Below are 23,865 nucleotides of genomic sequence, written 5' to 3' on the forward strand. Positions count from 1 at the left end.
AACACCCAGACTCATCAATAATGAGTAATATCCAACGTATGCTATCATTACTTATTACCCATTACTCATTACTCATCCATTTATCTATATTACTCTGAAGTGATCAGTTAACTTTTATTCAAATAGCGGGGATTTTTTATTTTTTAATTCGAAAATTGTGTAACTTAGTAACATCAAATGATTACGAATCTAAAGATATATACTATGAAAAAACATTTATTCCCTTTATTTTTACTGCTATTAGGTGTGAATGCACAAGCTCAACAGGATTTCTTTGCGATTACAGGAAAAGAGAGTCAGAGTATTACGTTCAATGATTTCCGTGCAATTGATGGGATTAACGGAACTTCAGGAGAGAAGTATTTTACAGCAGATTCTTCAGCCAAAGTATTTTCGCAAACCAGAAAAGGGGTTGTAGCGGAAGACAAAAATTCTTACAGCAATTCTCAAGCCGTAACTTTAGCAGCTCTTGCATATGATTCTTCGAATAATAATCTGGTGTATATGCCAATGTTTTCATCGAATATCTATGTATTGAATCCCCAGACAAAGGAAATCACTTTAGTGGAAAATAATGTTGCAAGAGTATCATCATGCGATATTAACTCTCATATTACCAGAATGACATCCGGATATAACGGGAAAATTTATGCGGTAAATAATGCAGGAACACAGTTTTTGGAAATCAGCAGAAAGGGTGAACAATACATAGTGAATGACCTTGGAATTATTAAAGATGATAGCTCTAATGGACGAAATTCATTTACAGCGATGGAAACTGGATTTGGAGGTGATATGATTGCTGATGCGGATAATAACTTTTATGTTTTCGCTGCTTCAGGAAATGTTTTTAAAGTTCTTACAAAAGATTTGAAAGCTAAATTTATCGGTAAAATATCAGGTATTCCAGATAACTATTCAGTAAATGGCTCTGCAGTAAATGCTCAGGGCAAAATTGTAATAGCGAGTGCAAAAGGAGGTGCTTTATACGAGGTAGATCTGGCAACTTTACAAGCTAAGCAGCTTCCGGGAGAACAGGGACTGCATATTTATGATTTGGCAAGTAAATATTTTGCTAACGATAAATCTTCAATACCCAATAGTCTGAACGCCAATCTTGATATTTATCCAACAAGAGTAGATGAACACTATATCAACGTTCATGTTAATAATAATGTAAAAGGTAGTATTAAACTGAACATTTTCGATATGGCTGGTAAAAATGTAATGATTCAGAATCTGTCTGTGAAAGATGGCTCATTAGATGAAAAAGTATATCTTAATGGACTGGTGGCCGGAGCTTATATTGTAAATATAGCTGATGAATCAGGAAAAATACTATTCAATAAAAAAATTCTGGTAACAAGATAATAGAGTCCTATGACTCAGAATATAAAGACCTTTTCAAATTGTTTTGAGAAGGTTTTTTAATGATTATTTGATCTTCAATAAGTTTTATTTTTCGATATTAAAATGTACTTTTATAAAAAAATATAGATGAAACTATACTTTAATGTAGGATATGTTGTAAAAGCAGGAGAAAATTTGCAGCTGGTATTTGGTGAAGATGAGAATGCCTTACATATCCATACTATGTTTTATGCGGAGAATGGTGTATGGAAATGTGAAGTAGACTATTTCTCAAAATTCATTTCTTATCATTATCGCGTGGTGGATGAAAAAGGAAATGTATTAAGAGAAGAATTTGTGGGACATCATTTGAGTTTCCCCCATAATTATAAGGAGTTTATCATTTTTGACGAATGGAATAACAAAAACTTTCCTGAGAATTATTTAAACAATAAAATCCTTTACAATAAACTGCATGATTTTGTTCCCGATAAAGTGACAGTTTTAAAAAAACATACCCATCTATTCAGAATAGAGGCTCCTATTTATAATCCAGACTGGAGGATTGTCCTTTTTGGAAGTACAGCATCTTTAGGAAATTGGAACTATGACAAAGTTGTTCATCTGCATCAGACTGATTTTGGGATGTGGGAAACGTCTGTTGAAATTCCTGAAAATGAATTTATCCAATTTAAATATTGTATTTACGATACCCAAGAAAACAGGGTTATAGATGTAGAAACAGGTGAAAACAGATTTACCGTGGCCAATCCATTGAATGATGTGCTGCAGATTGTTTCCAACCATTATTTTAGATTTAAAGGATATCAGATGTACCACGATGCCGGCGTTGCAGTTCCGGTATTCTCTCTGAGAAGCGAGGATGGATTTGGGGTAGGTGAATTTGCAGATATTAAAAAACTGGCAGATTGGACAAAAGAAACCAATCTTGGTATTATTCAGATTCTTCCGATTAATGATACAACAGCGAATTATTCATGGACAGATTCCTATCCATATGCTGCCGTATCCGTATATGCTTTACACCCACAGTATATTTCTTTAGAAAACCTTGATTATTCTTTACCGAAAGAATTAGTTAATGAATATCTGTCTGAAAAAGAGAAATTAAACACTTTGGATCTGATCGATTATGAAAAGATGATCGAAAGCAAATGGAAATATCTTACAGCAGTTTTCAATAAGGAAAAAGACAAAATTTATAAGGATAGAAACTTCAAAAAATTCATTAAGGATAATGAATACTGGCTTGTTCCTTATTCAGCTTTCTGTGTTTTAAGAGATAAATATAAGACCCCGAATTTCAACGAGTGGAAAACCCACAAAAAATATATTGCAGGAAAGATCTTACAGTTTTTTACAACGAAAAATAAAGATTATGATACCTCAATGCTTCATGCCTGGGTACAGTATCAATTGCATATACAACTTAAAGATGCCGTTGATTATACCCATAACCTGGGAGTTTCGTTGAAGGGAGATCTTCCCATCGGTATCTATAGATATTCTGTAGAAGCCTGGACAGAACCGGAATTATTCGGAATGGATTTCCAGGCTGGGGCACCTCCTGACCAGTTTACAGAGCTGGGGCAAAACTGGGAATTCCCAACGTACAACTGGGAAGCCATGAAAGCAGACGACTACAGATGGTGGAAAAATAGGTTCAAAGCTCTTGAACAGTATTTTGATGCCATGAGAATTGACCATATTTTAGGCTTCTTCAGAATATGGAGGATGCCTATTTCTGCCGTACAAGGAATTTTAGGATACTTTTATCCCGCTGTTCCTATTGTTGTAGAGGAATTTAAGGCTTGGCAGATTCCATTCAATTTTAACAGGTACTGTAAGCCTTTTATCAACAACGAGGTATTATGGGAATATTTTGGAGAAGAAAATGGAAAAGCCCTTGAATTTATGAACCGTAATGAAGACGGTACTTATACTTTCAAAGAAGAGTTTGATACCCAAAGAAAGCTAGTCAACTTTTTTAAGAAAAAATCATATGGTGCTCTTGAAGAAAAACTGGTTTCTCTGTGCGCCAATGTTTTGTTTTTAACAGAAGAAAGAAATGGGAAAACGGTTTACCATCCTAGATTCAATGTTTACAATACAGAGTCTTATAAATACCTTCCGGAATCCGAACAGAAAAGCATTTATGATTTGTACCACGACTATTTCTTCAGGAGACAGGATCATTTATGGTTTGAAAAAGCTATGGAAAAACTTCCGGTTATTCTGAATGCCACCAAAATGCTGATCTGTGGGGAAGATTTGGGAATGGTTCCTGCCTGCGTACCTGTTGTGATGGATGAATTGGCCATTATAGCACTTAAGGTACAAAGAATGCCTGCCGAAAATATACCATTCTATAATCCTAAGAATGCCAATTATATGAATGTGGTAACTGCTTCTTCCCACGACAGTTCAACCTTGAGACAGTGGTGGAAAGAAGATCGTGTACTTACCCAGAAATATTATAATCAGCAGCTGATACAATATGGAAGAGCTCCTGAAGAGCTGAACCCTCACCTTGCAGAAATCATTATGAAGCAGCATTTATATAATGAGGCTATGCTTGCTATATTCCCGATTCAGGAATTCTTTGCAACAGATATAGAACTTACCAATAAAAAAATGGATAACGAAAGAATTAACAATCCTGCCGTTTTTCCACATTACTGGCGCTATAGAATGCACATAAAGCTGGAAGACCTGAAAGAGAAAAAATCTTTCAATAACAAAATTGCTCATTGGATAAAAGATAGTGGGAGGATGTAAATTTAACACCTGATTATCAATGAGTTAATAATATTTTAAAAGAAGTTTGATCTTATGATTTAACTTCTTTTTTTTATTTGTATCAAAAAGATAGAATTAAGATATTCTGCTATATATTAACCAATTAACGACTATAGAGATGAAAAAAATATTTTTGGGATTAGCTCTTGGGTTAGGCGTTTTGACGTCGGCTCAGCAGTATCCGAATAATGGTTGGGATGATGATGGTTATTATCAGAATGATGGAGGTTATTACAACGATGAAGATGACAGGAATTATTTCCCTGACGATTATTATTACAATTATCCTCAGGACTATTATCCAAGTAATTATTACCAAAGCTACTATAACGACTACAGAGGAAGTATTATTAATATCGACTGGAACGGATTTTTCGTACAGAACAGATTAAGCAGATGGCAGGTAGATCAGATTATGAGATTGAATAATCTGTATGCAAGTTTTACAGTATGGAATAATTTCTATAGATATAATCCGGATAGATGGTATTATGACAGGTTTTATGCTTTGGAAAGAATCTTAGGACCAAGAGTATTTGTTGTTTTCCAAAATAACTATTACAGAGGTTCCAGCCCGATTGTATATTTCCAGAATTACAGAAGATCCTATTATGTTCCGAGATATACGGTAATGCCTAGATACAGAAATATCAATATCAATATTTACAGGGTAGACCGATCAAGATTCCGCAGAATGGATAACCCTACTTTTGATATTATCAGAAGAGACAGCAGACCTGACAATGGTTTCCGAAACACAAGAAGTAATGGAGATAATGGTGGATTCCGTGGTAATAGCGGAAGTAACAATAATTCAGGTTTCAGAAATGACAATAACGGAGGATTCAGAAACAACAATGGAGGTGGTTTCAGAGGAAATTCTGATAATGGAGGAAACAGAGGGAATTCAGATAATGGAGGCTTCAGAAATAACAATGGAGGTGGTTTCAGAGGAAATAATGAAGGAAGAGAAGCTCCGAAAAGAGAAAATAATGGCGGATTCAGAGGAAATAATGGAGGCTTCAGACAGAAATCTGAAAATGCTGCTCCAAGACAAGAGAACCGTGGTAATAGCGGTGGCGGCTTTAGAGGCAGTTTAGTTAGGAATTAATTTTCATATATTATATTTAAGTGGTGTGAAGGGCAGGTTTTTATAATCTGTCCTTTTTTGTTGTTTTATTAATTTATTTTAGTTAAAATTTAACATTATTTATGAATTTGTTAATTTAACTTATGTTTTAATCCATAATCAAAAAGATATAATAACAAAATAACAATTAATTAAATTTTAAAAAGATGAAAAAATTAGTTTTAGCAATAGCATTTATCGGAATGGGAAGTTTTGCCATGGCACAACAAACAACAACTCCACAAGACAGACAGGCAAGAGCCGTTGAAATGAAGCAGAGAATGGAACAGAAACAACAGGAACGTTTGGATCAGATGCAAAAAGATCTTAATCTTAACCCATCTCAGGTAGCTCAGATAAAAACGCTTCAGGATAAAAGAAAAGCTGAAATGAAGGCGGAATTCGACAAGAATAAGGTAGACAGACAAGCTAAAATGCAGGAAATGCAGGCCAAAAGAGCACAAATGGATACTGATATGAAAAAAATCCTTACTCCTGATCAATATGATAAATGGCAGGCTGACAGAAAAGCAAAAGCAGAGAAAATGAAGATGGCTATGAAAGAAAGAAGAATGATGAAAAAGCCGATGAATACGGGAACTGCTGAAGTAAAATAACAGCTTGTAATTTTAGTTTTTTAATGTGTTAAGGATGGATGTTTTTCCATCCTTTTTGTATTAATTTTCTTTAAAACTTTTGATTTCGGGCTTTTATTCCCTATTTTTGAATATAAATTTAATACTTATGGTTAGCGAAAAAATTGCAAAATTAATTAACGAACAAATTGCCCACGAACAATACGCTGCTCAATATTATCTTTCAATGTCTGCATGGTTTTCTGGAAAAGATCTGGATGGAATTGCCAACTATTTCAGAGTGCAGAGCAAAGAAGAATTGATGCATGCTGATAAAATGTTTGATTATTTGAATGATGTAGGCGGGGAAATTATCATCGGAGAAATTCCAAAACCTCCACATGAGTTTGAAAATGCAACCGATATTTTTGAAAAAGCATTGGCCCATGAGAAAATAGTAACTAAAAGTATTTTCAATATTGTAAAGAATGCTAACGAAGAGGGAGATTTTGCAACAACATCATTCCTGCAGTGGTTTATCAACGAACAGGTAGAAGAAGAAGCGAGTGCTTCTCAATACGTAACAAAAATCAAAATGGTATGCGATAATCCATCCGCATTATACCTTTTTGACCAGGAATTGTCTCAGAGAGTATTTACTCCCACTACAACAGCTTAAGATTGAAAATTCTTCAAAATATTAAACCGTTATCCTCTGGAATAGCGGTTTTTTATTATATAATGATAAAATCTATCTCTTAGGAGTTTGTCTTTGTAATCTCACCGCAGAAATAAAAACTACAGCTCCTAATACAAAACTTAGAAACAGTGATTTTACAATGTTTTCAGTTGGTAAATAATGATCATCTTCTGTAACAGGAGGATCTAAACAATCAACAATATTATAAATGACCATGGCAGAAAATAACATCATGATCAGACTTATTGCAAAGGAATTTAAATATATTCTCATGGTTGGCTAGTTGTAATCAAATATAATCAAAGACTATATTTTTATTCGTACAAAATAAAAATAGTTAATCCTTTTATATTTTGAAGGGTTTTTTATGAGAATTATTATAGTAACCTTTCGGTAATGTATAGAGTTATAGATAAATAATCTGAGTTTTAAGAACTTTTTTGCCCAGACGCTCCAGAATATTTTTATATCCTTCTACCTGCGCTTCATCCTTAGCCTTTTGTTCACCGGTTTTAAAATCTACAATGATATAGCCTTCCGGACCCTTTAAAATACGGTCTGGTCTGAATATATGGCTTTCTCCTTTTTCAGAGATCATAATATCTTTTTCGTTGATTACTTCCCATTTCTCATCAAAGAACTCTGCGTAAGTTCTGACAATTTCCTGTAGGGTAACCTGTATTTCATTTTTCTCTTCCAGTGTAATTTGTCCTTCTAAAGCATATCCGTCCAAAACCTTGATGATATCCTTCTCAGTATTGATTTTTGATAAAAGCTCATGGACAAAAAGCCCGATTCTTACCTTTTCATTTCGTACCTGATAATTTTTTGACGGCGTAGCAATCTTGATAGAAGTACTTTTTTCATTGACATTTTTCAGATCTTGAATATTCTGGGTTTTAAATAATGAACTTTTATCTTTAGAATGTTTCTTCAGCATCTCAGGATTTATTTCATACACATCAAATTCATCAGTCTGTTCCGCGTTTTTTGTCTGAAGGAATTCTAAAATTTCCAGATTGTTAGACGTTTTATTTGCCTTTTGCAGATAGAAAAACAGCTGTTCAACAGGCCTCGTGGTAGCTACATACTGCAGACACAATCTGTCAATCAGGTTTTTGTAAGCATTTTTACTGTTGAAAAACAGAATCTCATCATCATAGGCTTCCAGATTTTTGCTGAACTGATTGATATTCACTGATTTTAATGCTTCACTTTCATTCGTATCAAACCAGTTGGTAAATTCACTGTCACGGTTTTTATTCATCATAGGAATAAAAACAATGGGAAATTCCAGACCTTTAGACTTGTGAATGGTCATGATTTGTATGGCATCAATATTTTCCGAAGCCTGTATGGTGTAGGAAGAAGCTTCTTCATCCCAATATTTCAAAAACTCTTTGGTACTGGCACCTGCATTCTGCGTGAAATTGAAAAGCATTTCCAGAAAGTTCAGTAAAAAGTCTGTCTCTTTGTTTTCAACAGAAAATTCATTGATGTAATATTCAATGAAATTATACAGATTGAATCTCGGGAAATTATCCTGTTTAAGCTGCAGTAAATATTTCTCCTGAATGAATTGTAATATTTCTTCATGCCCCTCAATATTCAGAATTTCTTTCATCCCAAAAGTGAAATCAGGCATATGAATTTTCCCCAGTGTGTTCAGATGATACATCATCATGATCAGGCAGGTTTTATTCTTAGGATTGAGTTCCCAACGGAGGAACTCTATAACAGCCTTTAAAGTATTGGAAAGTTCCAGCGTAAGACCCTTATCAGAGATTGTTTTAATATTGGTTTCCTCTCCCTTATACTTAACCTTTAAATTTCCCAGTTTTTGGGAATAGCTGAAAATATCAAAATTTCCGCGGCAAAGGATCGTAATATCGGAGAATTTAAAGCCATTATCCAGACATTCCTGGATATCTTTTTGCATTCTTTCCGAAGTATCAGTATAAAATTCTTCATTCGTAAGATTTTCGATCAGATTTACCTTTACCCGTCCATCTATTTTGGATTTTGGATTTTGCTCAGCATCTGCCCCGAAAATATTCTTATGCTCTTCCAGCAGTCCTTCAGAATGAAAACGATACAATTCATTATTGAACTGTACAATGTTTCTTGCACTTCTCCAGTTGTCTTTTAATACCAGAAGATCGGCCTCTTTAGGGGAGAACTCTTTTTTGTTGATAATATCCAGCATCAACTTACTTTCTCCACCACGGAATCTGTAAATACTTTGCTTGGGATCACCTACCAATGTGAATGAAGTATACTCTGTAGAAACACTGTGATCTCTCAGCGGAACAAAATTCTGCCACTGCAGTTCCGATGTATCCTGAAACTCATCAAAAAAATAATGCTGAAACTGTGCGCCTACTTTTTCGTAAATAAAAGCTGAAGGTTCATTTTTAAGATTTTCATTAATCAGGATATTAAACTTAGAAAGAAGAACAAGATCATTTTCCTCCTCAATTTTTTGAAGTTCATCCTGAATATCTTTATTAACCTTTAAAGGAAGAAGAGCAGACAAAACTTTCTCTTTCTTCTGAGTCTCAATGTACAGAACAATAAGTTTCATCCTATTGTCAAGAAGCTGATCAAGAATCTCCAAAATATCGGACTCCTTATGCTTTGATTTTGAAGAAGCTCCTTTCCTGTAATTGTTGATCACAGATTCTTCCTGGGTGGTTGGAAAAGGAAAACCTGCCCTTTTCTGTTGATAAAAATCGATGACCTTAGTAAAGAAGCCTCCGATTCCATTTTTACCCTGAGCAAAATCTTCAATTTCTATATTTCTTGATTTGAATAATTCAATGGAATGGGCTGCCAGCTCAGCAGATTGCTTTTTGTTTTGTACGATTTCTTTACGGAGCGTATTCTTTATATTCTCATAATTGGCATCGTCAAAACTTTTGTTGCTTTTCAGATGTTCGTAGTGAATATCCTTTACAAATTCCTTAGCCGAATCATAAAGGTTTTTATTAAGATTAATCCTTTCATTGTTTTCAAGACTATAGTCTACATAATCCATGAAAGAATTGGAAATCTTTTCATTCTCACCGATCTGATCCAGCATTTTATCAACTGCTTCTATCAGAAATGGTTCAGCTTCAATTTCAAGATTGAAATTTTTAGCCAGTCCCAGTTCATAAGAAAAGCTTCTTACCAGCCTTGAATTAAAACGGTCAATCGTTCCGATATTCAATGTGGAATAATTGTGGAGAACATAGTCAAGCAATTTTTTTGAACGGTGGTGAAGTTCATCAATGGTAATTTTTAAGCCCTGTTCTTCAAATGCTTTCTGGATATTTTTCAGATCCGTATTCTCTGCATAGTCTTTAGATGAAAAATTTCCCAACCATGATAAAATTCTTTCCTTCATCTCGTTGGCTGCTTTATTGGTAAAAGTCAGGGCGAGAATATTCCTGATCGACTGTTGTTGATTAGGATAGCGGAGACAGATCATCAGAAGCCTTTGTACCAGGGCATACGTTTTCCCGGATCCGGCAGAAGCATTGATGACTGTGTAAGAATTTTGCATTGTTAGAGGAGAATTGAGACTGCAAGTTAGCTAAAATTTAAAAGAAAATTTAACAATTTAATTGGGCTATTTAACACTTTACAAGGCAAAAATCAAAAAGAAATATTAAAACGCGTTAACTGTGGTTAAACTTATGGGATAAATTAAAAATAATTTTAGCTTTGCTTTATAAAAAATAGCCCGTGAAACTTAAATTATTCTTTTTCTTATCCTTTATTCTTTTTATCCATACCCATGCCCAAAGCTATATATTTGGTAAGATTACTTCCGAAAGCGGTACTGAAATGCAGGATGTGAATGTAGTTAATATCAGAACGGACGAGATCGTAGTTTCCAACCGGGATGGTCATTTTATGATTTCCGGAAGACAGGGAGATGAATTACGTTTTATAAAAGCAGGTTATGAACGTCTGACAAGAAAAGTTACTCAGGAAAATACCCAGTCTCCTATGAATATAAGTATGGTTCGGCAAACCATTGAGATTCCTGAAGTAGAAGTGAAACAAGGGCTTACCGGAAACCTGAAAATTGATTCAAAACTTTATAATAAACCTAAAAGGGTAGAAAAATTAATCAAAGAAATTGATCAGTATATTGCTCAGAAATCAGATCCTAGAATACTGGCCGCAAAACCTGGAGAATTCGTACAGCCGAAAGGTCAGGGATTTTCTATAGGGAAAGTTAAAGATAAATGGGATGATGTAGATCTAATGAAATACATCAGGGCAAGCCTGGGTGACGATTACTTTACCAATCTTAAAATAGAGAAACCTCTGATAGATCATTTTATTTATTATGTTTTTGCAGGCGGCTTCGAAAGAAAGAAAATTTTGAAATACGGATTCTGCAGCGATGCAGATCTGAACAGGTTTCAACGTTTTGTTCTGACAAGGATTTCTTCTTATCGTGCTCCACAAACTCAAAGATAAATGGAAAAAAGATATATCAGTAGATTTTTATTTCTTGTGCTTTTTTGTATCACTTCAGGATTGTCGGGACAGCAGAAAATATCAGGGAAAGTTATTACAGGAGATGAACTGGACTTTGCTCCTGTACTTATCGTTAATATTTCAGGAAACAAAAGCATATTAAGTGATATGTCCGGAAAATTTGAGATCGAAGCTAAAGAAAATGATGAAATCAGATTTGTCAAAGAAGGATATTACCGGGTTGATAAAAAAATTACGAATGAAGATCTCAGCTCTCCATTACATATCATTTTGAAAAAAATGGAGATACAGATTCCTGAAGTGAAAATTAAGTACAGACCTACCGGAAATCTGGCAAAAGATAATCAGCATTTGAATGAATCCAGAAAGCTTAAGTCCTTAAAATCAGATATGGAGGAGTATATGAGAAGCCCGCTGAATCAACCCTTACCCAATAATACGCTGTCAAAAACTTTTACAGGACATGATTTTAATGTGGGGCAGGTTAATTTGTTTGGCGTATTTAATGCTGTATCAGGTTTGGTAAAGAAAGCAACAAAGCCTAAAATTACTAAAGCGAATTACAATGAAACCCAGGATTTTCTAAGGAGAGTAAGAAATGAAATAAACCTGAGTTTCCTTAAAAAATACGGAATGGATGAGGAACAGATTGATACATTTCTGCTGTATGCCGATAAGACCCGTTCATTGGCAAAAAGATACCGTAAGGATTTTAGTATCGATGTCGTTGAATACGAGCTTAAAATTGCCTTCGGGGAATACAGTAAAACGAACAAATTAGAAGGAACTCAAGATAATACCTATAAAAATTAGAAGTTGGCTTATATTACTGAAAATACTGAAACATTCGGGCAAAGAAAAATTTTTCTCTTCCTGATGCTTCTGTGCAGTACTTTCTTTTTTTCTCAGCAGACAGTGACGGGACGAATAGTGGAAGATAACGGAGAGAATTTGAGTAAAGTAATTGTTATCAATATGTCTACTGACAAGAAGGTATATTCTGATGCAGAAGGAATATTTTCTATTGAAGCCAAGCCTAATGATGAACTGAGATTTGTAAAAGAAGATTTCAACAGAACATCCAGAAGAGTTCTCACCAATGGTGCCAATTTACCCCTGTTTATTACGCTTTATCAGATTCCGAAAGATGTGGGTGAGGTGAAGATTGTAAAAAAACTCACCGGAGATCTGGAAGCGGATTCCCGGATTGTAGCCAAAGTAGATAAAGGGGAACAGGTGAGAGATGCTGTAGGTCTTCCGCAGCCGGTAGGAAAAATGAGAGAAAAACCCGCTGAAGTGAAAAGTGTCCTTTTGCCGATACTTTTAGGAAACCTAAATGTTCAGGGAGTTTATGATCTGATAAGTGGTAAAGCCAGAAGACAGAAAAGACAATATAGATATGACGATCTTCAGGAACATGTTGCCTGGGTTCGGGATAGAATAGATGATGATTATTTTATCAAAGCAGGAATTCCTGGTGACAGAATTTCAGAATTTATTCAGTTTTCATTCTTAGCAAAACCTCAGGTGAGAACTTATGTGAAAGCAAAAAATCTTTCGGGAGTAATGCTGAGATTGGAAGAAACAGTGCCTCTTTTTATGGAGAGACTGAAGCAAAATTTAAAGTAACTTAAATGTTAATAAATTCTTAAAATATTGGAATAGAAATTGATACAATCTAATGGTAACAACCCAAATTCACAAGTTTTATGAATAAAAACATTTTTGCAGTGGCTATTGCAGCCTTAGGTTTTGTGATTGGTCTTGCATTTTTAGGAAATGCTATAAAGAACAGGAATAAATCTGAAAACACCATTTCTGTAACAGGATTAGGAATAAAACAATTTACTTCAGATCTGATTACCTGGTCCGGAAGTTTTTCCAAAAATAATGTAGATCTGAAATCTGCCTACGACGAACTGGCAACAGACCGAAAAGTAATCAATGACTATTTGCTTTCAAAAGGAATACAGCAGAAGGAAATTGTGTTTTCTTCCGTAGATATTCAAAAACAATTCAGAAGCTATAATGATTCAAATGGAAACTATGTACAGGGAGAATTCTCTGGTTATAACCTCACACAAAAGGTTTCTATTGAAAGCAAAGAAGTTGGCAAAATAGAAAATCTTTCCAGAAATATTACTGAAATTATCAACCGCGGGATTGAATTCACTTCTTCTTCACCGGCTTATTTCTACACCAAACTGGCAACAGTGAAACAGGAAATGATTGCCAGTGCTACAAAGGATGCAAAAGAACGTGCTGAAAAAATTGCGGAAAATTCAGGCAGTGATCTGGGAAATCTGAAGAAAGCTACCATGGGAGTGATTCAGATTACAGCACCCAATTCTAATGAAGACTATTCTTATGGTGGAACTTTTAATACTTCATCCAAAGAAAAAGAAGCCAGTATTACGATCAAACTGGAGTATGAAGTAAATTAATATAAAATATCAGTAAAAGAAAAGCGCCGGAAAATTATTCCGGCGTTTTATATTTTAATGATAAATGATATCAAGAATCTCTTTTTTAGCTTCCTCCACATTTTCAGGAGTATAATTGGCTAGCAGCCATAAATTCAAAGATTTTTTTCCTTCACCATAACTAGGCTGTATATGATGGGTATCAATAAGTGTGAAATTATTTCTCTGATAAAAAGAATAACGTCTGGATGCATCTTCATTCAATTCTGCAGGCTCAATTTCCAGGATTATGCGTGGATAATTTTCTGATAAATGATTCATAATATGAGAACCCAGTTTTTTACTTCGAAATGCTTCAAATACTTCGAAATGCTCCACAAAAACAAAAGAACTCAGCTCCCAGAGAATAAGGTAGCCAATAGCTTCTGATTCATGGATGACAGACATGAATTTTACATAGGGATTTGAAAATAAGCTTTCAAACTGATCTTTGTCTCTTTGCTCGTCTACAGGAAAAGTGGTAGTGTACGAAGTATAGATTTCCTGAACTCTATGATCTTCAGCAGAAGTAATGGGTGAAAATTCCATAATTTATAAATCAAAGACACTGGGTCTTCTGGTGATAAAAATATCTTTAATCCAAAGTGTAAATGCCAATCCCAGATAGATCAGAAAGAAAAATCCAGCGGTTGCAAAAGTAGAGTAGATGAAGAAAATTCTCAATTTAGAAACAGGAATTCCCAGCTTGGCACCTGTTCTAGTCAGTACACCAAACCATTCTCTTTCCATTTTATGACGGATATTACTCAGCATTTTTCAGATCGTTATTTAACAGTTTTAAATCCAATACTGCAAGTTAAGGATTTTTTTTGACAACGATTTTTGGGTGATTTGAACTTTTCAAAACATTCATTCTTTTAACAATTTGAACCCAATAGCGCAGGACAAACAGTTCTTCGGCTCACAACAGGTCTTATGATGATAAATCAGGCTTTGGCTTTCTAAAGCATTATTCACTTTCAAACCCAGCTTTTCCCAGTTTTTAATAACCGTATTTTTTTCAGCAGAAATAGTGCTGTAACGTTCAATGATTTCATTGGCAATTTCTTCGTGGTGATCTTTTTGGTAGGCATATTGTAATGGAAGTACCGTGTTTAGAATGAGAAGATCAACAAAATCTTTACTCAATGTTTTAGGCTGTACTTTGGAAATACTTCCGAAATTAAAATGAAAATTCCAGTACTCAGAGGCTTTTACAGATTTGAAAATGTCATACAGCTGCTCTGTGCTTTTCGCTTCCATAATTTTTGAGAATAAATGCTGATGTTTGTAAAGGTCTGCTAATTGTGACAATCGAATGGTAGGGAAATTGGGAGGTCTTAATCTTAAAAATTTAGGATGAAACTTTAAATCAGAAACTGGAAATTTCGCTGTAAGGAATTCAAATTCTCTTTTCCATATTTTCATCTGTCCGTCCTGTGGATCATCAAGCCATCCCGAAATTCCGAACAATAAGGCTTCAAGCTGAAGAGGATTCTGACGGATTTTATTAATAATCCTGTAATCTACACTTTCTGCAATCTGCCGGAAAATATGGGCATTTACTTTTAAGCCAAATGAATAGGCAAAACTGTGAAATAAAACAGCCTCAAAATTATTTTTGTATTGATGTAAACTCTGCTCAATCTCCAAGGATTTTTCATCCAGTTTTTTCAGAATATTCTCTTCATGGAAGTTGAACGGTATTTTTTTTGGGTCAAAAATATTTTCACAGGCAATAAATTGATCTCCGTTATTGAGTTTTTCATATCTCCAAAGGATATTTTTATCGATATAGTTTTGCAGCTCCAATGTCGGAACTCGTTTTTCGGTAAGGTCATGAATTTCTATGTCGTGCTGAAATACAACATGAAGAATGATGTTCTGATAATTGGGATCTATGGAATGATGGTGGAAAATCCAGTCTGAGGAACGGACATGCAGTTCTATGTTTCCTGCGAGAAGTAAGCCGTTGATTTTGATTTTAGCGTCCAGAAAATCGGGACCAGCGTTTTTATTCCATTTTCCGAAATGGATGATCTCAACGGAATTTCCTTCAATATCTTTGAAGTCAAAATGTTTGAAAACCTTATAGTTCCAAAGATATTGAAGTAGTTTTTCCGTCATAAGTGTGACGTAAATATAATAGAAATATTATACTTTCGTCAGCTCCTTATTAAAATTTTCTATGGTCGTTCTATACATTTTCTCATAGATAGGAAGAATGTTTTTCAAATCGAATTTTATCGCCTGATCTTTCGCATTTTGCTTCATTTTGGCTAAAAGTTCATCATTGCTCAACAGCTTGATCGTGTAGTTGCTCATGGCTTCTACATTTCCGATTTCAGCAAGATATCCGGTTTCTCCCTGAATGTTCACTTCAGGAATTCCTCCTGCATTGGAACTGATTACCGGAGTATAAGCTGCCATTGCTTCCAAAGCTGCCAGACCGAAACTTTCCTGCTCCGAAGGAAGAAGAAATACATCCGAAAGCTGTAAGATTTTATACAAATCATTTACCTTTCCTAAAAGACGTATTTTGGAAATAAGTTCAGGGTTTTCTTCCAAAAACTGATTTACTTTTTCCATATCCGGACCTTCACCAATGATGATCAGTTTGGATTTAACTTTTTTCTCCACATTCTTAAAGATCTGAAGCACCTCGTCCACACGTTTTACAGGACGAAGATTGGATACGTGGATCAGAATTTTTTCATCAGGATTGGCAAACTGTGTTCTCTGACATTCAGAGCAGTCATCAAATTCAGAATTGTCAATAAAATTGGTAATCACCTGAATTTCCTTTTTGATGTTGAAGAACTGAAGGGTATCTTTTTTCAGGCTTTCAGAAACTGAAGTAATAGCGTCAGACTGATTGATTGAAAACTCTACAGCATGTTTATAACTAGGGTGCTGACCAACAAGGGTAATGTCTGTCCCGTGCAATGTTGTTACCAACGGAATATCATTATTGTCTTCTTTAAGCATTTGTTTTGCTGTAAAAGCAGCATATGCATAAGGAATGGCATAATGTGCGTGAAGAAGATCCAGTTTATAAAGATTGACAACCCTGTAGATCATCGAGCTTAGTGCAATATCATAAGGCTGGTACTGGAAAAGCGGATAGGTCTGAACATTTACTCTATGAAAGAAAATATTCGGGTTGGTGATATCTAATCTTGCGGGAAGTGCAGAACTGATGAAATGTACTTCATATCCTTTATTGGCAAGAGACATTCCTAATTCTGTTGCTACAATTCCGCTTCCCCCATAGGTGGGATAGCAAAGTATGCCTATTTTCATTAGATTATTGTTGTTTTTGATGTTGTATTATTTGATAGTTGTTGAGGTATTGGTATTAAGTTCTATACCCATTCCCGGTTTCAGCTGGTCATTCACCAGTACAGGAAGTTTTCCCCATATTTTTGTTTTTCCGTTTAGTGCATCAGCTGTCGCATTCATTGAATCATCATTGTTTTCATAAGAAACAAGAACTGTTGAAACTTTTGAAATATCAATATCTTTTAATGCATAAGCACTTCCGAATACATTGAGAATTACATTTTGATTTCTTGTAAGATCGGAAAGTATTTTTTTCGATTCTGCGGATATTTTGTAAGGTTTATAAGCGGTTGAATTGTCCTTATGAAACCCTACAATAACGGTAGAACCTGCCGGAATAGTAGTAATTTCTCCTGCTTTTTTGATCACCACATTATTTCCTAATCTGTTGGCGAAAGTTTGATAAGGAGCTTCTTCAAGAGGAATATAATATACCTGTTTTCCTGTAAGAGGCAGTAATTTCTTTTCATCCTTTAATAAAGTCAATGCATTGGAATAAAGGTTTTGTACCAATTGAGTATGAGAATCATTATTCAAATCAGCATTGATGTTTTCAGGATTTTTGGGGGTGTATTGAGTTAATCCAAGGAAATATTTGGTCAACAGAATCTTCTTCACGCTTTCTTCTACTCTTGATTGAGGAATTTCTCCTTTATCAATGGCTTTCTGAATGAGTTTTTTCCCTTCAGAAACCCCTTGAGAGAAAAGCATAATATCATTTCCTGCTTTAAAAGCCATGGCATCCAGTTCACCTGGTTTGTATTTATTCGCTACAGCGCCCATATTTAAGGCATCAGTAATGATTAAACCTTTATAACCCAGCTTATCTTTTAATAATCCTGTAATGATATTTTTAGAAACAGAAGCCGGAATCCCTTTTCCTGATTCTAAGCTCGGGACATATAAATGAGCTACCATTACGCCGCCGATTCCTTTATTCATCAACGCTTTAAATGGTGCCAGTTCTACGGTATTAAGCCTGTCAATAGTGTGAGAAACTACAGGGAGATCAAGGTGAGAATCTGTGCTGGTATCGCCATGTCCTGGAAAGTGTTTAATCGCTGCCAGTATATTATTGTCCTGAAGACCATTAGAGTAGGATAGAGCAGAGCTGATTACATTATTCACTTCGGATCCAAAACTTCTGTTACCGATAATCGGATTATTAGGATTGGTGTTTACATCCACTACAGGGGCAAAATCCCAATTGATTCCCATTCTGTGGCAATCTTCGGCAATTTTCGCAGCCATCTGATGGATCAGGTTTTTATCCTGGATGGCTCCTAATGTCATTGCCCATGGAAATTTATGAGCCGTGGCAATTCTCTGGTATAGTCCCCATTCTGCATCCATCCCGATCATCAAAGGAACTTTTGATTTTTGCTGAAATTCATTCACCAGATTGATTTCCCTTGCTGCATCATCCTGCATTAAAATAAGACCGCCTATTTTATCATTGGCAACAATAGTTCTTACCTGGCTGATATAATCTTCTCCTTTATTGGTATACAGTGCTACAATAAAAAGCTGTCCTAGTTTTTCATCCTGAGAAAGATTTTTGTATGTTTTATCAACCCATTGCTGAGCTTTTTTCAAATCTTCTTTGGATGCATTTTTTGGCTGATACTGAGCCTTAATCGTAGGACTTATCAATGCAACAATAAAGAGTGAAGTATATAATAATTTCTTCATGACTTTTTGAATAAGAACAAAAATACAATTAAAAAAATGAGGAAAACAAAGTTTTTGAGATTTTTGGTATATGATTTGAATACGCAATATAAATAATAACTAAACTTTAATAAGAAATGAAAAAAATACTTCTCTTTTTATTCCTGGGGGCTGTAGGTTTTACCGCTTATAGCTGTGACAATAGTGATGATGTTGTGGTAGCAAAAGATTATGATACTATAAATCAGTCATTTGATATATCTCCTACTTTTACAAGAGTTAGTGACAATCTTTACAGATGGAGTGATGACTTTAACAGTCCATTAGTACAGTCTGATATGGTACTTATTTATATGCAGAATGGGACTGACGGAGATTCTCCTGTATGGAAGCTTCTTCCGTATACATCGTATGTGGGGAACGCTAATAATGATGCTGTAGATTATATTTTTGATTTCAGTAAGTATGCTGCTACTATTAATATTAACTCTACCAATACATTTAGCTTAACAGCTAACCCAACGTACTATCAGAATAAAAAATTCAGAGTTCTTATTCTTCCTGCAAACGGAACTGGTACAGGTGGTGCAAAAGCGGCTAAAGGTTCTGCTGTAGATTATAACGATTACAAAAGCGTAATTAAATATTACAATATTGACGAGTCTAAAATCAAGACTAAATAATTTAGAATATCTTTTCAGTTTTTTATAATTAAAAAAGCTCCGGGAGAAATATCTCTCGGGGCTTTTGATTTATAAACATTATGGATAATCGTCAGATCATTTGATTCATGGGTATCGTTGGCGAGAGAATTTCTTGTTAAGTATATTTAGAATGATATTTTATATACAGAAGTAAAGTATGAACAAGATAAACGGCAAAAGAAAAGCTTCAGAATATTCTGAAGCTTTTCTTTCTATTTTATTTAGTTATCATTGTCATCAAGAAGATGTCCAAAGAAGTCTTTTTTTGTCTGCAGATATCCTTTGCTTATTTCATTAGCCGGAATCTGTAATGGTACTCTAGAATTAAGGTGAATATTGCTGTCTACAACATATTTTACCTTTTCAGGATTATTGGTAAGAAGGTTGATATCTTTTACCTCCAACAGATTAAGGATTTCAATGGCTACGCCAAAGTTTCTGTCATCTGCGGGAAGTCCCAGTTCAAGGTTGGCCTGTACGGTATCCAGTCCTTTTTCCTGTAGTGAGTATGCCTTCAGCTTGTTGATGATCCCGATGTTTCTTCCTTCCTGTCGAAGGTAGATGATAATTCCACCGTTTTCATGGATATATTTCATTGCAGCATCCAATTGTTGGCCGCATTCACATTTTTTTGAATGGAAAACTTCTCCGGTAATACATTCTGAATGGAAACGAACATTGACTGGTTCTGAGAAATCTGTATTTTCAGCAACGATGGCCATATGAGGCATCCAGTCGTTTTCGTTTTCGGAGAAAGCTATCATTCGGAAAGTGCCGTGCTCTGTGGGAACATTGGCTTCCGCCTGAATTTTAATCATTGATCGTTCAATTAGTTTTTAACTTCCTGGCAAAGTATCTTCAATAACAGAAATATTTGTTTTTAAACGTACAAGATATCTGTTAAGAACTTCATCGTCGTCTCTGTCAAGATTTTGCCTTAGCTTTTGAATTTTTTTGTATGATTTTTCGAAGCTTTTAAGGGCTCTGCTCTTTCCTGCAGAATTGCTGGCATCAATAGCATATAAATAATTCTGAAGGCTGTATTTCAAGCTGGTAATCTCATCATTTAATCCGTTGTTTTTAAACTTGGGAAAAGTAGAGATCATATTTGAAATTTCAGAAGCATTTACATTCTGCTTAATATTGATATTAAAATTCTTCTTTGAGCTTCTGTCTGAATCAGACCCTTTAGCATCACTATAAAAATTATTTGACAACGGAGAAAGATTAAGCTTTTCCGTTGCGCAGGAAGATGTTAATATGATAAGTACTCCAAAGAAAAATAGTCGTTTCATTTCTGTTGCCCTTTTTGATAAAGGATTGGGTTAAGACTTTCATCGTTGTACATTTTCATTTGTTTGTACACTTTCATCTTAACGTTACCGTTTTCAATATCAGTAAGCAACTGATCTATAGAAGTTGAGAGGTCTTCTTTCTGAGTAAGCAGAACATCCAGTTTAGCCTGGCAGTTGTTTCTGTGTTCTTCAGAAGCGGATTCTCTATTAGCTTCTAACGACATATGATAAACCTTTAATGCAAGAATTGATAGCCTGTCTACTGCCCAAGCGGGAGTTTCCGTATTTATTTTTGCTTCAGGTTTAGGAGTTATATTTTCAAACGTATTAAGAAACCAGCCGTCAATATATTCTACCAGATCAGTTCTTTTCTGATTGGAGGCGTCTATTGTTCTCTTCAGTTGAAGAGCCTCTGCCGGATCAATATTTTCATCTCTAATTATATCTTCCAAATGCCATTGAACGGTATCAATCCAGTTCTTTGCATACAAAATCCGTTCCAAACTATCTTTTTCGAACGGGTTATTAATTAGAGTGTTAACGTCATCAGACACGTGATAGTCTTCAATAGCTTGATTGAAGACTTTCCATGCAGTCTCAGTAAATTTCATTAATTCTACGGAATTTTAGTTGCTGGAAGAATTGTTATTATTGGAAGCCGATTTATTGTTTTCAGAACCAGGTTTGTCTTCTTCTTTTACTGCATCTTTAAATTCCTTGATTCCTGAACCTACTCCTCTCATTAATTCCGGAATTTTCTTTCCTCCAAAAAGTAATACTAAAAGTATTGCTACGATAAGGATGTGCTGCCAAGATAAGGCAAGTATTGTTAGTGTATTCATCTCTTAAAATTTTTACAAAGTTACACTTTTTTTAATATGAAATCCAACCTAATGGATCAACTGGAGTACTTCCGTTCCATACTTGGAAATCAAGTGTATAAGCGCCATCAAAATCCTGAGCTATTGTACCTACCGGAGTTCCTGATGAAACCTGCTGTCCTTTGGAAACGCTTACATTTCCTAAGTTGGAATAAATGGTAAAATAACCTCCGTGTTTGATGATTACGGTCTTTGTTCCGTCATTGTTGGCCAGTACTGAAGATACTGATCCCGGGAACACAGATTTTGCACGTGTACCTGAAGGAACGGAAATTTTGATACCGTTATTTTCTTCAGTAATATTTTTGAAAACAGGGTGTGGTTGTCTTCCGAAACGGTGAGTGATTTGTCCGGCTCTGTCTGCAGGATAGCCAAGTCTTCCTCTACTATCTGCAAAACTGTTTCCTGTAGCAGTGGACACTCCGTAGCTGGTCATCGCTTTAGTTTCAGCGGCTTTTTTCTCTTCTTCTTTTCTCTTGTTAAGGGCGGCTTCTGCGGCTCTTGCTGCTACCAATTTATCTGCTGCTTCTTTAGCTCTTGCATTCGCTTCATCTGATGCTTTTTTAGCGGCTAATCGTCTGGATTCATCTCTTGCACTCGCTTCTGCTTTTGCTGCTTCCTCGTTACGTTTTCTTTCTTCTTCAGCTCTTTTTGCTGCCAGGTCTGCTGCTCTCTTAGCTTCTGCTTCTGCTAGTCTTCTTTCTCTTTCAAGGGCTTCTGCTCTTGCTTTAGCTTCAGCTTCGATTCTTGCCTTCTCTCTTTCAGCAGCTAATTTCGCTAAACGAATTTTTTCTGCTTCCGCTTTTTTCCTTGCTTCTTCTTCCGCCTTAGCAATTCTGATTTCCTCAGCAATAATAGCTCTAATCTGTCCTTCCAATGCTTTAGACTGAACTTGTTTTTGTTTAAGTTCCCCCGTCAGCTTAGATTCATTTTTCTTAAATTCTGCTACTAATTGTTCTTTTTGAGTTCTTTCAGTATTGATAGTTGCCAGGTCTTTCTGCTGATTTACCAAAAGGGATTCCTTCGCTTTTACAGAGTTTTGTTTTTGTGCGATGGTCTTTTTGATGAGGTTGGCTGCGTCTGTGATTTCAGCCGCTTTTTTATCCTGGTAGTCTGAGTATTGTTTCAGATATTGAACTCTTCGTATGGCTTCTCCTAAATTTTTAGCAGAAAGTATGAAGGTTACTTTGTTCTGTACTCCTTTGTTTTTATAAGCATTCACCAAAACTTCAGCATAGTTTTTTCTCAAAACAGCCAGTTCTTTATTCTGACGGTTGATTTCCAGCTGACGTAAATAGATATCATCCTCGATGAATCTTTTTTCTTTCTGTGTATTATTATAAACCTTTTCTCTTAAAACCAACTTTTGGTTGACGTTAGAAAGATAGGCTACAGAAAGTTTAGATTCACTTCTGGTCTTGGCTAAATCGGTATTTATTTGTGCAATTTGTTTTTTAAGTTCGGCATTCTGCTTCTGCAGCTGTTCTTTGGTCTGCTGTCCCTGGTGCAGTCCGAACATCAAAACACCTATTAAAAAGCTAAATTTTCTAATCATTTAATCTCAATTTTCTTATAACTGGATGGTACAGAATAAGGTGTTTCCATCCTCGAAAAGTCAAATTTCGTGTTTTCCAATAAAATCTGACTAGATTTTGAACCTTTTATAATTATTTTAACATTTTTCGGAAGGCGGATTCCTTCGTATTCATTCCAGTCACTATAAGAAACATCCAGTTCGTCTGATGACAGAATATCCTTTAAATTGACAGACAGTAAATCGTAATTGGTATCGTATTGGATAGCAATCTTATATTCCCTGTTTTTTTCATCGGTCACAATTTTCTGATTGATATTGGAAACAATATTGAACCCTTGTGCATTTTGAGTCAGGTTAAACTGCTTGTCGTTGATTTTCACAAAGGTTCTTCCCAGTAAAATTTTTTCCAGTGATTTATAATCAATGAAATTGACATTCAGCAGATTATTAAGATAATCAAAATCAGAATCGATATAAGTTTTATTGATTTTATCCTGTCCTTTGATTCCTTCCGGAGTGGCAATCCCTCTTGCTGCATTGATGAACAAGGCTCTGAGATTCATCCATACCTTTTTATCATTTTCAATATAGATGGTTGCATCCAGTGTAGGAACATAGCTTCCTGTTTCTACCTTTACTTTGCTGTCTATTTTGATCTGTTCAAATTTTGGAGGGATCAATACATGTTCATAAAAGGTGAATTTGTCTTTCACCGGTTCATTCACATCTTTTGGATCTCCGTTATCTTTTGTGGTATTAATGCTGTCCCGTGTATGATCTGTATCATTTTGAGCAGTGTTACGGGTCTTACAGGACGATAAGGCAAGAAGCAATAAAAGAAAAGGGATCCAATTTTTCATGTATTTATCTTTAATTAAAAAATACGGTGCAATATTAACGCC

The 23,865-nt window shown here is 35.1% G+C and carries 23 protein-coding genes; 10 read left to right on the top strand and 13 right to left on the bottom strand.

Annotated elements, in window-relative coordinates:
- Positions 1-204 precede the first annotated feature (204 nt).
- From CQ022_RS21715 to CQ022_RS21735, 5 genes are all read left to right on the top strand, one after another.
- The gene (locus tag CQ022_RS21715; RefSeq protein ID WP_105684565.1) at positions 205-1,371 is read left to right on the top strand and encodes a T9SS type A sorting domain-containing protein; all 1,167 of its coding nucleotides are present in this window, start codon (positions 205-207) and stop codon (positions 1,369-1,371) included.
- Between the two features lie 126 nt (positions 1,372-1,497).
- Entirely contained in the window at positions 1,498-4,149 is a 2,652-nt protein-coding gene (locus CQ022_RS21720) for a 4-alpha-glucanotransferase (protein WP_105684566.1), read from the top strand.
- Positions 4,150-4,288: 139 nt separating this feature from the next.
- Positions 4,289-5,281: a hypothetical protein gene (locus CQ022_RS21725; RefSeq protein WP_105684567.1), complete on the top strand. Its 993-nt coding sequence runs from the start codon at positions 4,289-4,291 to the stop codon at positions 5,279-5,281.
- 185 nt (positions 5,282-5,466) lie between these two features.
- Positions 5,467-5,916: a hypothetical protein gene (locus CQ022_RS21730; RefSeq protein WP_105684568.1), complete on the top strand. Its 450-nt coding sequence runs from the start codon at positions 5,467-5,469 to the stop codon at positions 5,914-5,916.
- Between the two features lie 127 nt (positions 5,917-6,043).
- Positions 6,044-6,553, top strand: a complete 510-nt coding sequence (locus CQ022_RS21735; RefSeq protein ID WP_105684569.1) for a ferritin — start codon at positions 6,044-6,046, stop codon at positions 6,551-6,553.
- Between the two features lie 72 nt (positions 6,554-6,625).
- On the opposite strand, the gene CQ022_RS21740 is transcribed toward CQ022_RS21735, so the two are convergent.
- Both CQ022_RS21740 and CQ022_RS21745 read right to left on the bottom strand, forming a co-directional pair.
- Positions 6,626-6,847 (bottom strand): hypothetical protein, encoded by a 222-nt coding sequence (locus CQ022_RS21740; protein WP_123864470.1) that lies wholly within the window; start codon positions 6,845-6,847, stop codon positions 6,626-6,628.
- Between the two features lie 133 nt (positions 6,848-6,980).
- Complete coding sequence (locus CQ022_RS21745; RefSeq protein ID WP_105684571.1) at positions 6,981-10,121, bottom strand: UvrD-helicase domain-containing protein; 3,141 nt, start codon at positions 10,119-10,121, stop codon at positions 6,981-6,983.
- 182 nt (positions 10,122-10,303) lie between these two features.
- On the opposite strand from CQ022_RS21745, the gene CQ022_RS21750 reads away from it, so the two are divergent.
- From CQ022_RS21750 to CQ022_RS21765, 4 genes are all read left to right on the top strand, one after another.
- Positions 10,304-11,050: a carboxypeptidase-like regulatory domain-containing protein gene (locus CQ022_RS21750; protein ID WP_105684572.1), complete on the top strand. Its 747-nt coding sequence runs from the start codon at positions 10,304-10,306 to the stop codon at positions 11,048-11,050.
- Positions 11,051-11,884: a hypothetical protein gene (locus CQ022_RS21755; protein WP_105684573.1), complete on the top strand. Its 834-nt coding sequence runs from the start codon at positions 11,051-11,053 to the stop codon at positions 11,882-11,884. It abuts the gene before it with no gap.
- Positions 11,885-11,887: 3 nt separating this feature from the next.
- Entirely contained in the window at positions 11,888-12,700 is an 813-nt protein-coding gene (locus CQ022_RS21760; protein ID WP_228421857.1) for a carboxypeptidase regulatory-like domain-containing protein, read from the top strand.
- Positions 12,701-12,780: 80 nt separating this feature from the next.
- Complete coding sequence (locus tag CQ022_RS21765) at positions 12,781-13,515, top strand: SIMPL domain-containing protein (protein ID WP_105684574.1); 735 nt, start codon at positions 12,781-12,783, stop codon at positions 13,513-13,515.
- A 54-nt stretch (positions 13,516-13,569) separates the two neighbouring features.
- Here the strand turns inward: CQ022_RS21765 and CQ022_RS21770 are convergent, their stop codons facing one another.
- The 5 genes from CQ022_RS21770 to CQ022_RS21790 form a co-directional block, all read right to left on the bottom strand.
- Entirely contained in the window at positions 13,570-14,082 is a 513-nt protein-coding gene (locus CQ022_RS21770) for a GNAT family N-acetyltransferase (protein ID WP_105684575.1), read from the bottom strand.
- A 3-nt stretch (positions 14,083-14,085) separates the two neighbouring features.
- A complete protein-coding gene (locus tag CQ022_RS21775; RefSeq protein ID WP_034695702.1) occupies positions 14,086-14,307 on the bottom strand; it encodes a PspC family transcriptional regulator in 222 nt (73 codons plus the stop codon).
- 96 nt (positions 14,308-14,403) lie between these two features.
- Positions 14,404-15,660: a DUF2851 family protein gene (locus CQ022_RS21780; RefSeq protein ID WP_105684576.1), complete on the bottom strand. Its 1,257-nt coding sequence runs from the start codon at positions 15,658-15,660 to the stop codon at positions 14,404-14,406.
- A 27-nt stretch (positions 15,661-15,687) separates the two neighbouring features.
- Positions 15,688-16,836: an N-acetyl-alpha-D-glucosaminyl L-malate synthase BshA gene (gene bshA / locus CQ022_RS21785; protein WP_105684577.1), complete on the bottom strand. Its 1,149-nt coding sequence runs from the start codon at positions 16,834-16,836 to the stop codon at positions 15,688-15,690.
- Positions 16,837-16,863: 27 nt separating this feature from the next.
- Positions 16,864-18,567 carry a glycoside hydrolase family 3 protein gene (locus tag CQ022_RS21790; protein WP_105684578.1) on the bottom strand — a complete coding sequence of 568 codons (1,704 nt, stop codon included), beginning with the start codon at positions 18,565-18,567 and terminating at the stop codon, positions 16,864-16,866.
- Positions 18,568-18,683: 116 nt separating this feature from the next.
- Here CQ022_RS21790 and CQ022_RS21795 point away from each other — a divergent pair, with 116 nt between their 5' ends.
- On the top strand, positions 18,684-19,229 hold the full coding sequence (locus tag CQ022_RS21795; RefSeq protein ID WP_105684579.1) for a hypothetical protein: 546 nt from the start codon (positions 18,684-18,686) through the stop codon (positions 19,227-19,229).
- Positions 19,230-19,471: 242 nt separating this feature from the next.
- Here CQ022_RS21795 and ribA read toward each other — a convergent pair whose 3' ends face one another.
- Genes ribA through CQ022_RS21825 form a run of 6 tightly spaced genes read right to left on the bottom strand, consistent with a single transcriptional unit; the run spans position 19,472 to position 23,823 of the window.
- Entirely contained in the window at positions 19,472-20,068 is a 597-nt protein-coding gene (gene ribA, locus CQ022_RS21800; RefSeq protein ID WP_105684580.1) for a GTP cyclohydrolase II, read from the bottom strand.
- Positions 20,069-20,086: 18 nt separating this feature from the next.
- The gene (locus tag CQ022_RS21805; protein ID WP_079240316.1) at positions 20,087-20,545 is read right to left on the bottom strand and encodes a hypothetical protein; all 459 of its coding nucleotides are present in this window, start codon (positions 20,543-20,545) and stop codon (positions 20,087-20,089) included.
- On the bottom strand, positions 20,542-21,156 hold the full coding sequence (locus tag CQ022_RS21810; protein ID WP_105684581.1) for a DUF4254 domain-containing protein: 615 nt from the start codon (positions 21,154-21,156) through the stop codon (positions 20,542-20,544). Before CQ022_RS21810 ends, CQ022_RS21805 begins: the two co-directional genes overlap by 4 nt.
- A gap of 15 nt (positions 21,157-21,171) precedes the next feature.
- The gene (locus tag CQ022_RS21815; RefSeq protein WP_047429099.1) at positions 21,172-21,387 is read right to left on the bottom strand and encodes a twin-arginine translocase TatA/TatE family subunit; all 216 of its coding nucleotides are present in this window, start codon (positions 21,385-21,387) and stop codon (positions 21,172-21,174) included.
- Positions 21,388-21,418: 31 nt separating this feature from the next.
- Positions 21,419-22,981 carry a murein hydrolase activator EnvC family protein gene (locus CQ022_RS21820; protein ID WP_105684582.1) on the bottom strand — a complete coding sequence of 521 codons (1,563 nt, stop codon included), beginning with the start codon at positions 22,979-22,981 and terminating at the stop codon, positions 21,419-21,421.
- Positions 22,978-23,823, bottom strand: coding sequence for a DUF4292 domain-containing protein (locus tag CQ022_RS21825; protein ID WP_105684583.1), 846 nt, complete (start codon positions 23,821-23,823; stop codon positions 22,978-22,980). The genes CQ022_RS21820 and CQ022_RS21825 overlap by 4 nt, the downstream gene beginning before the upstream one ends.
- Positions 23,824-23,865: the final 42 nt, after the last annotated feature.

It is taken from the genome of Chryseobacterium culicis, assembly GCF_002979755.1.
Classification (GTDB): Bacteria; Bacteroidota; Bacteroidia; order Flavobacteriales; family Weeksellaceae; genus Chryseobacterium; species Chryseobacterium culicis_A.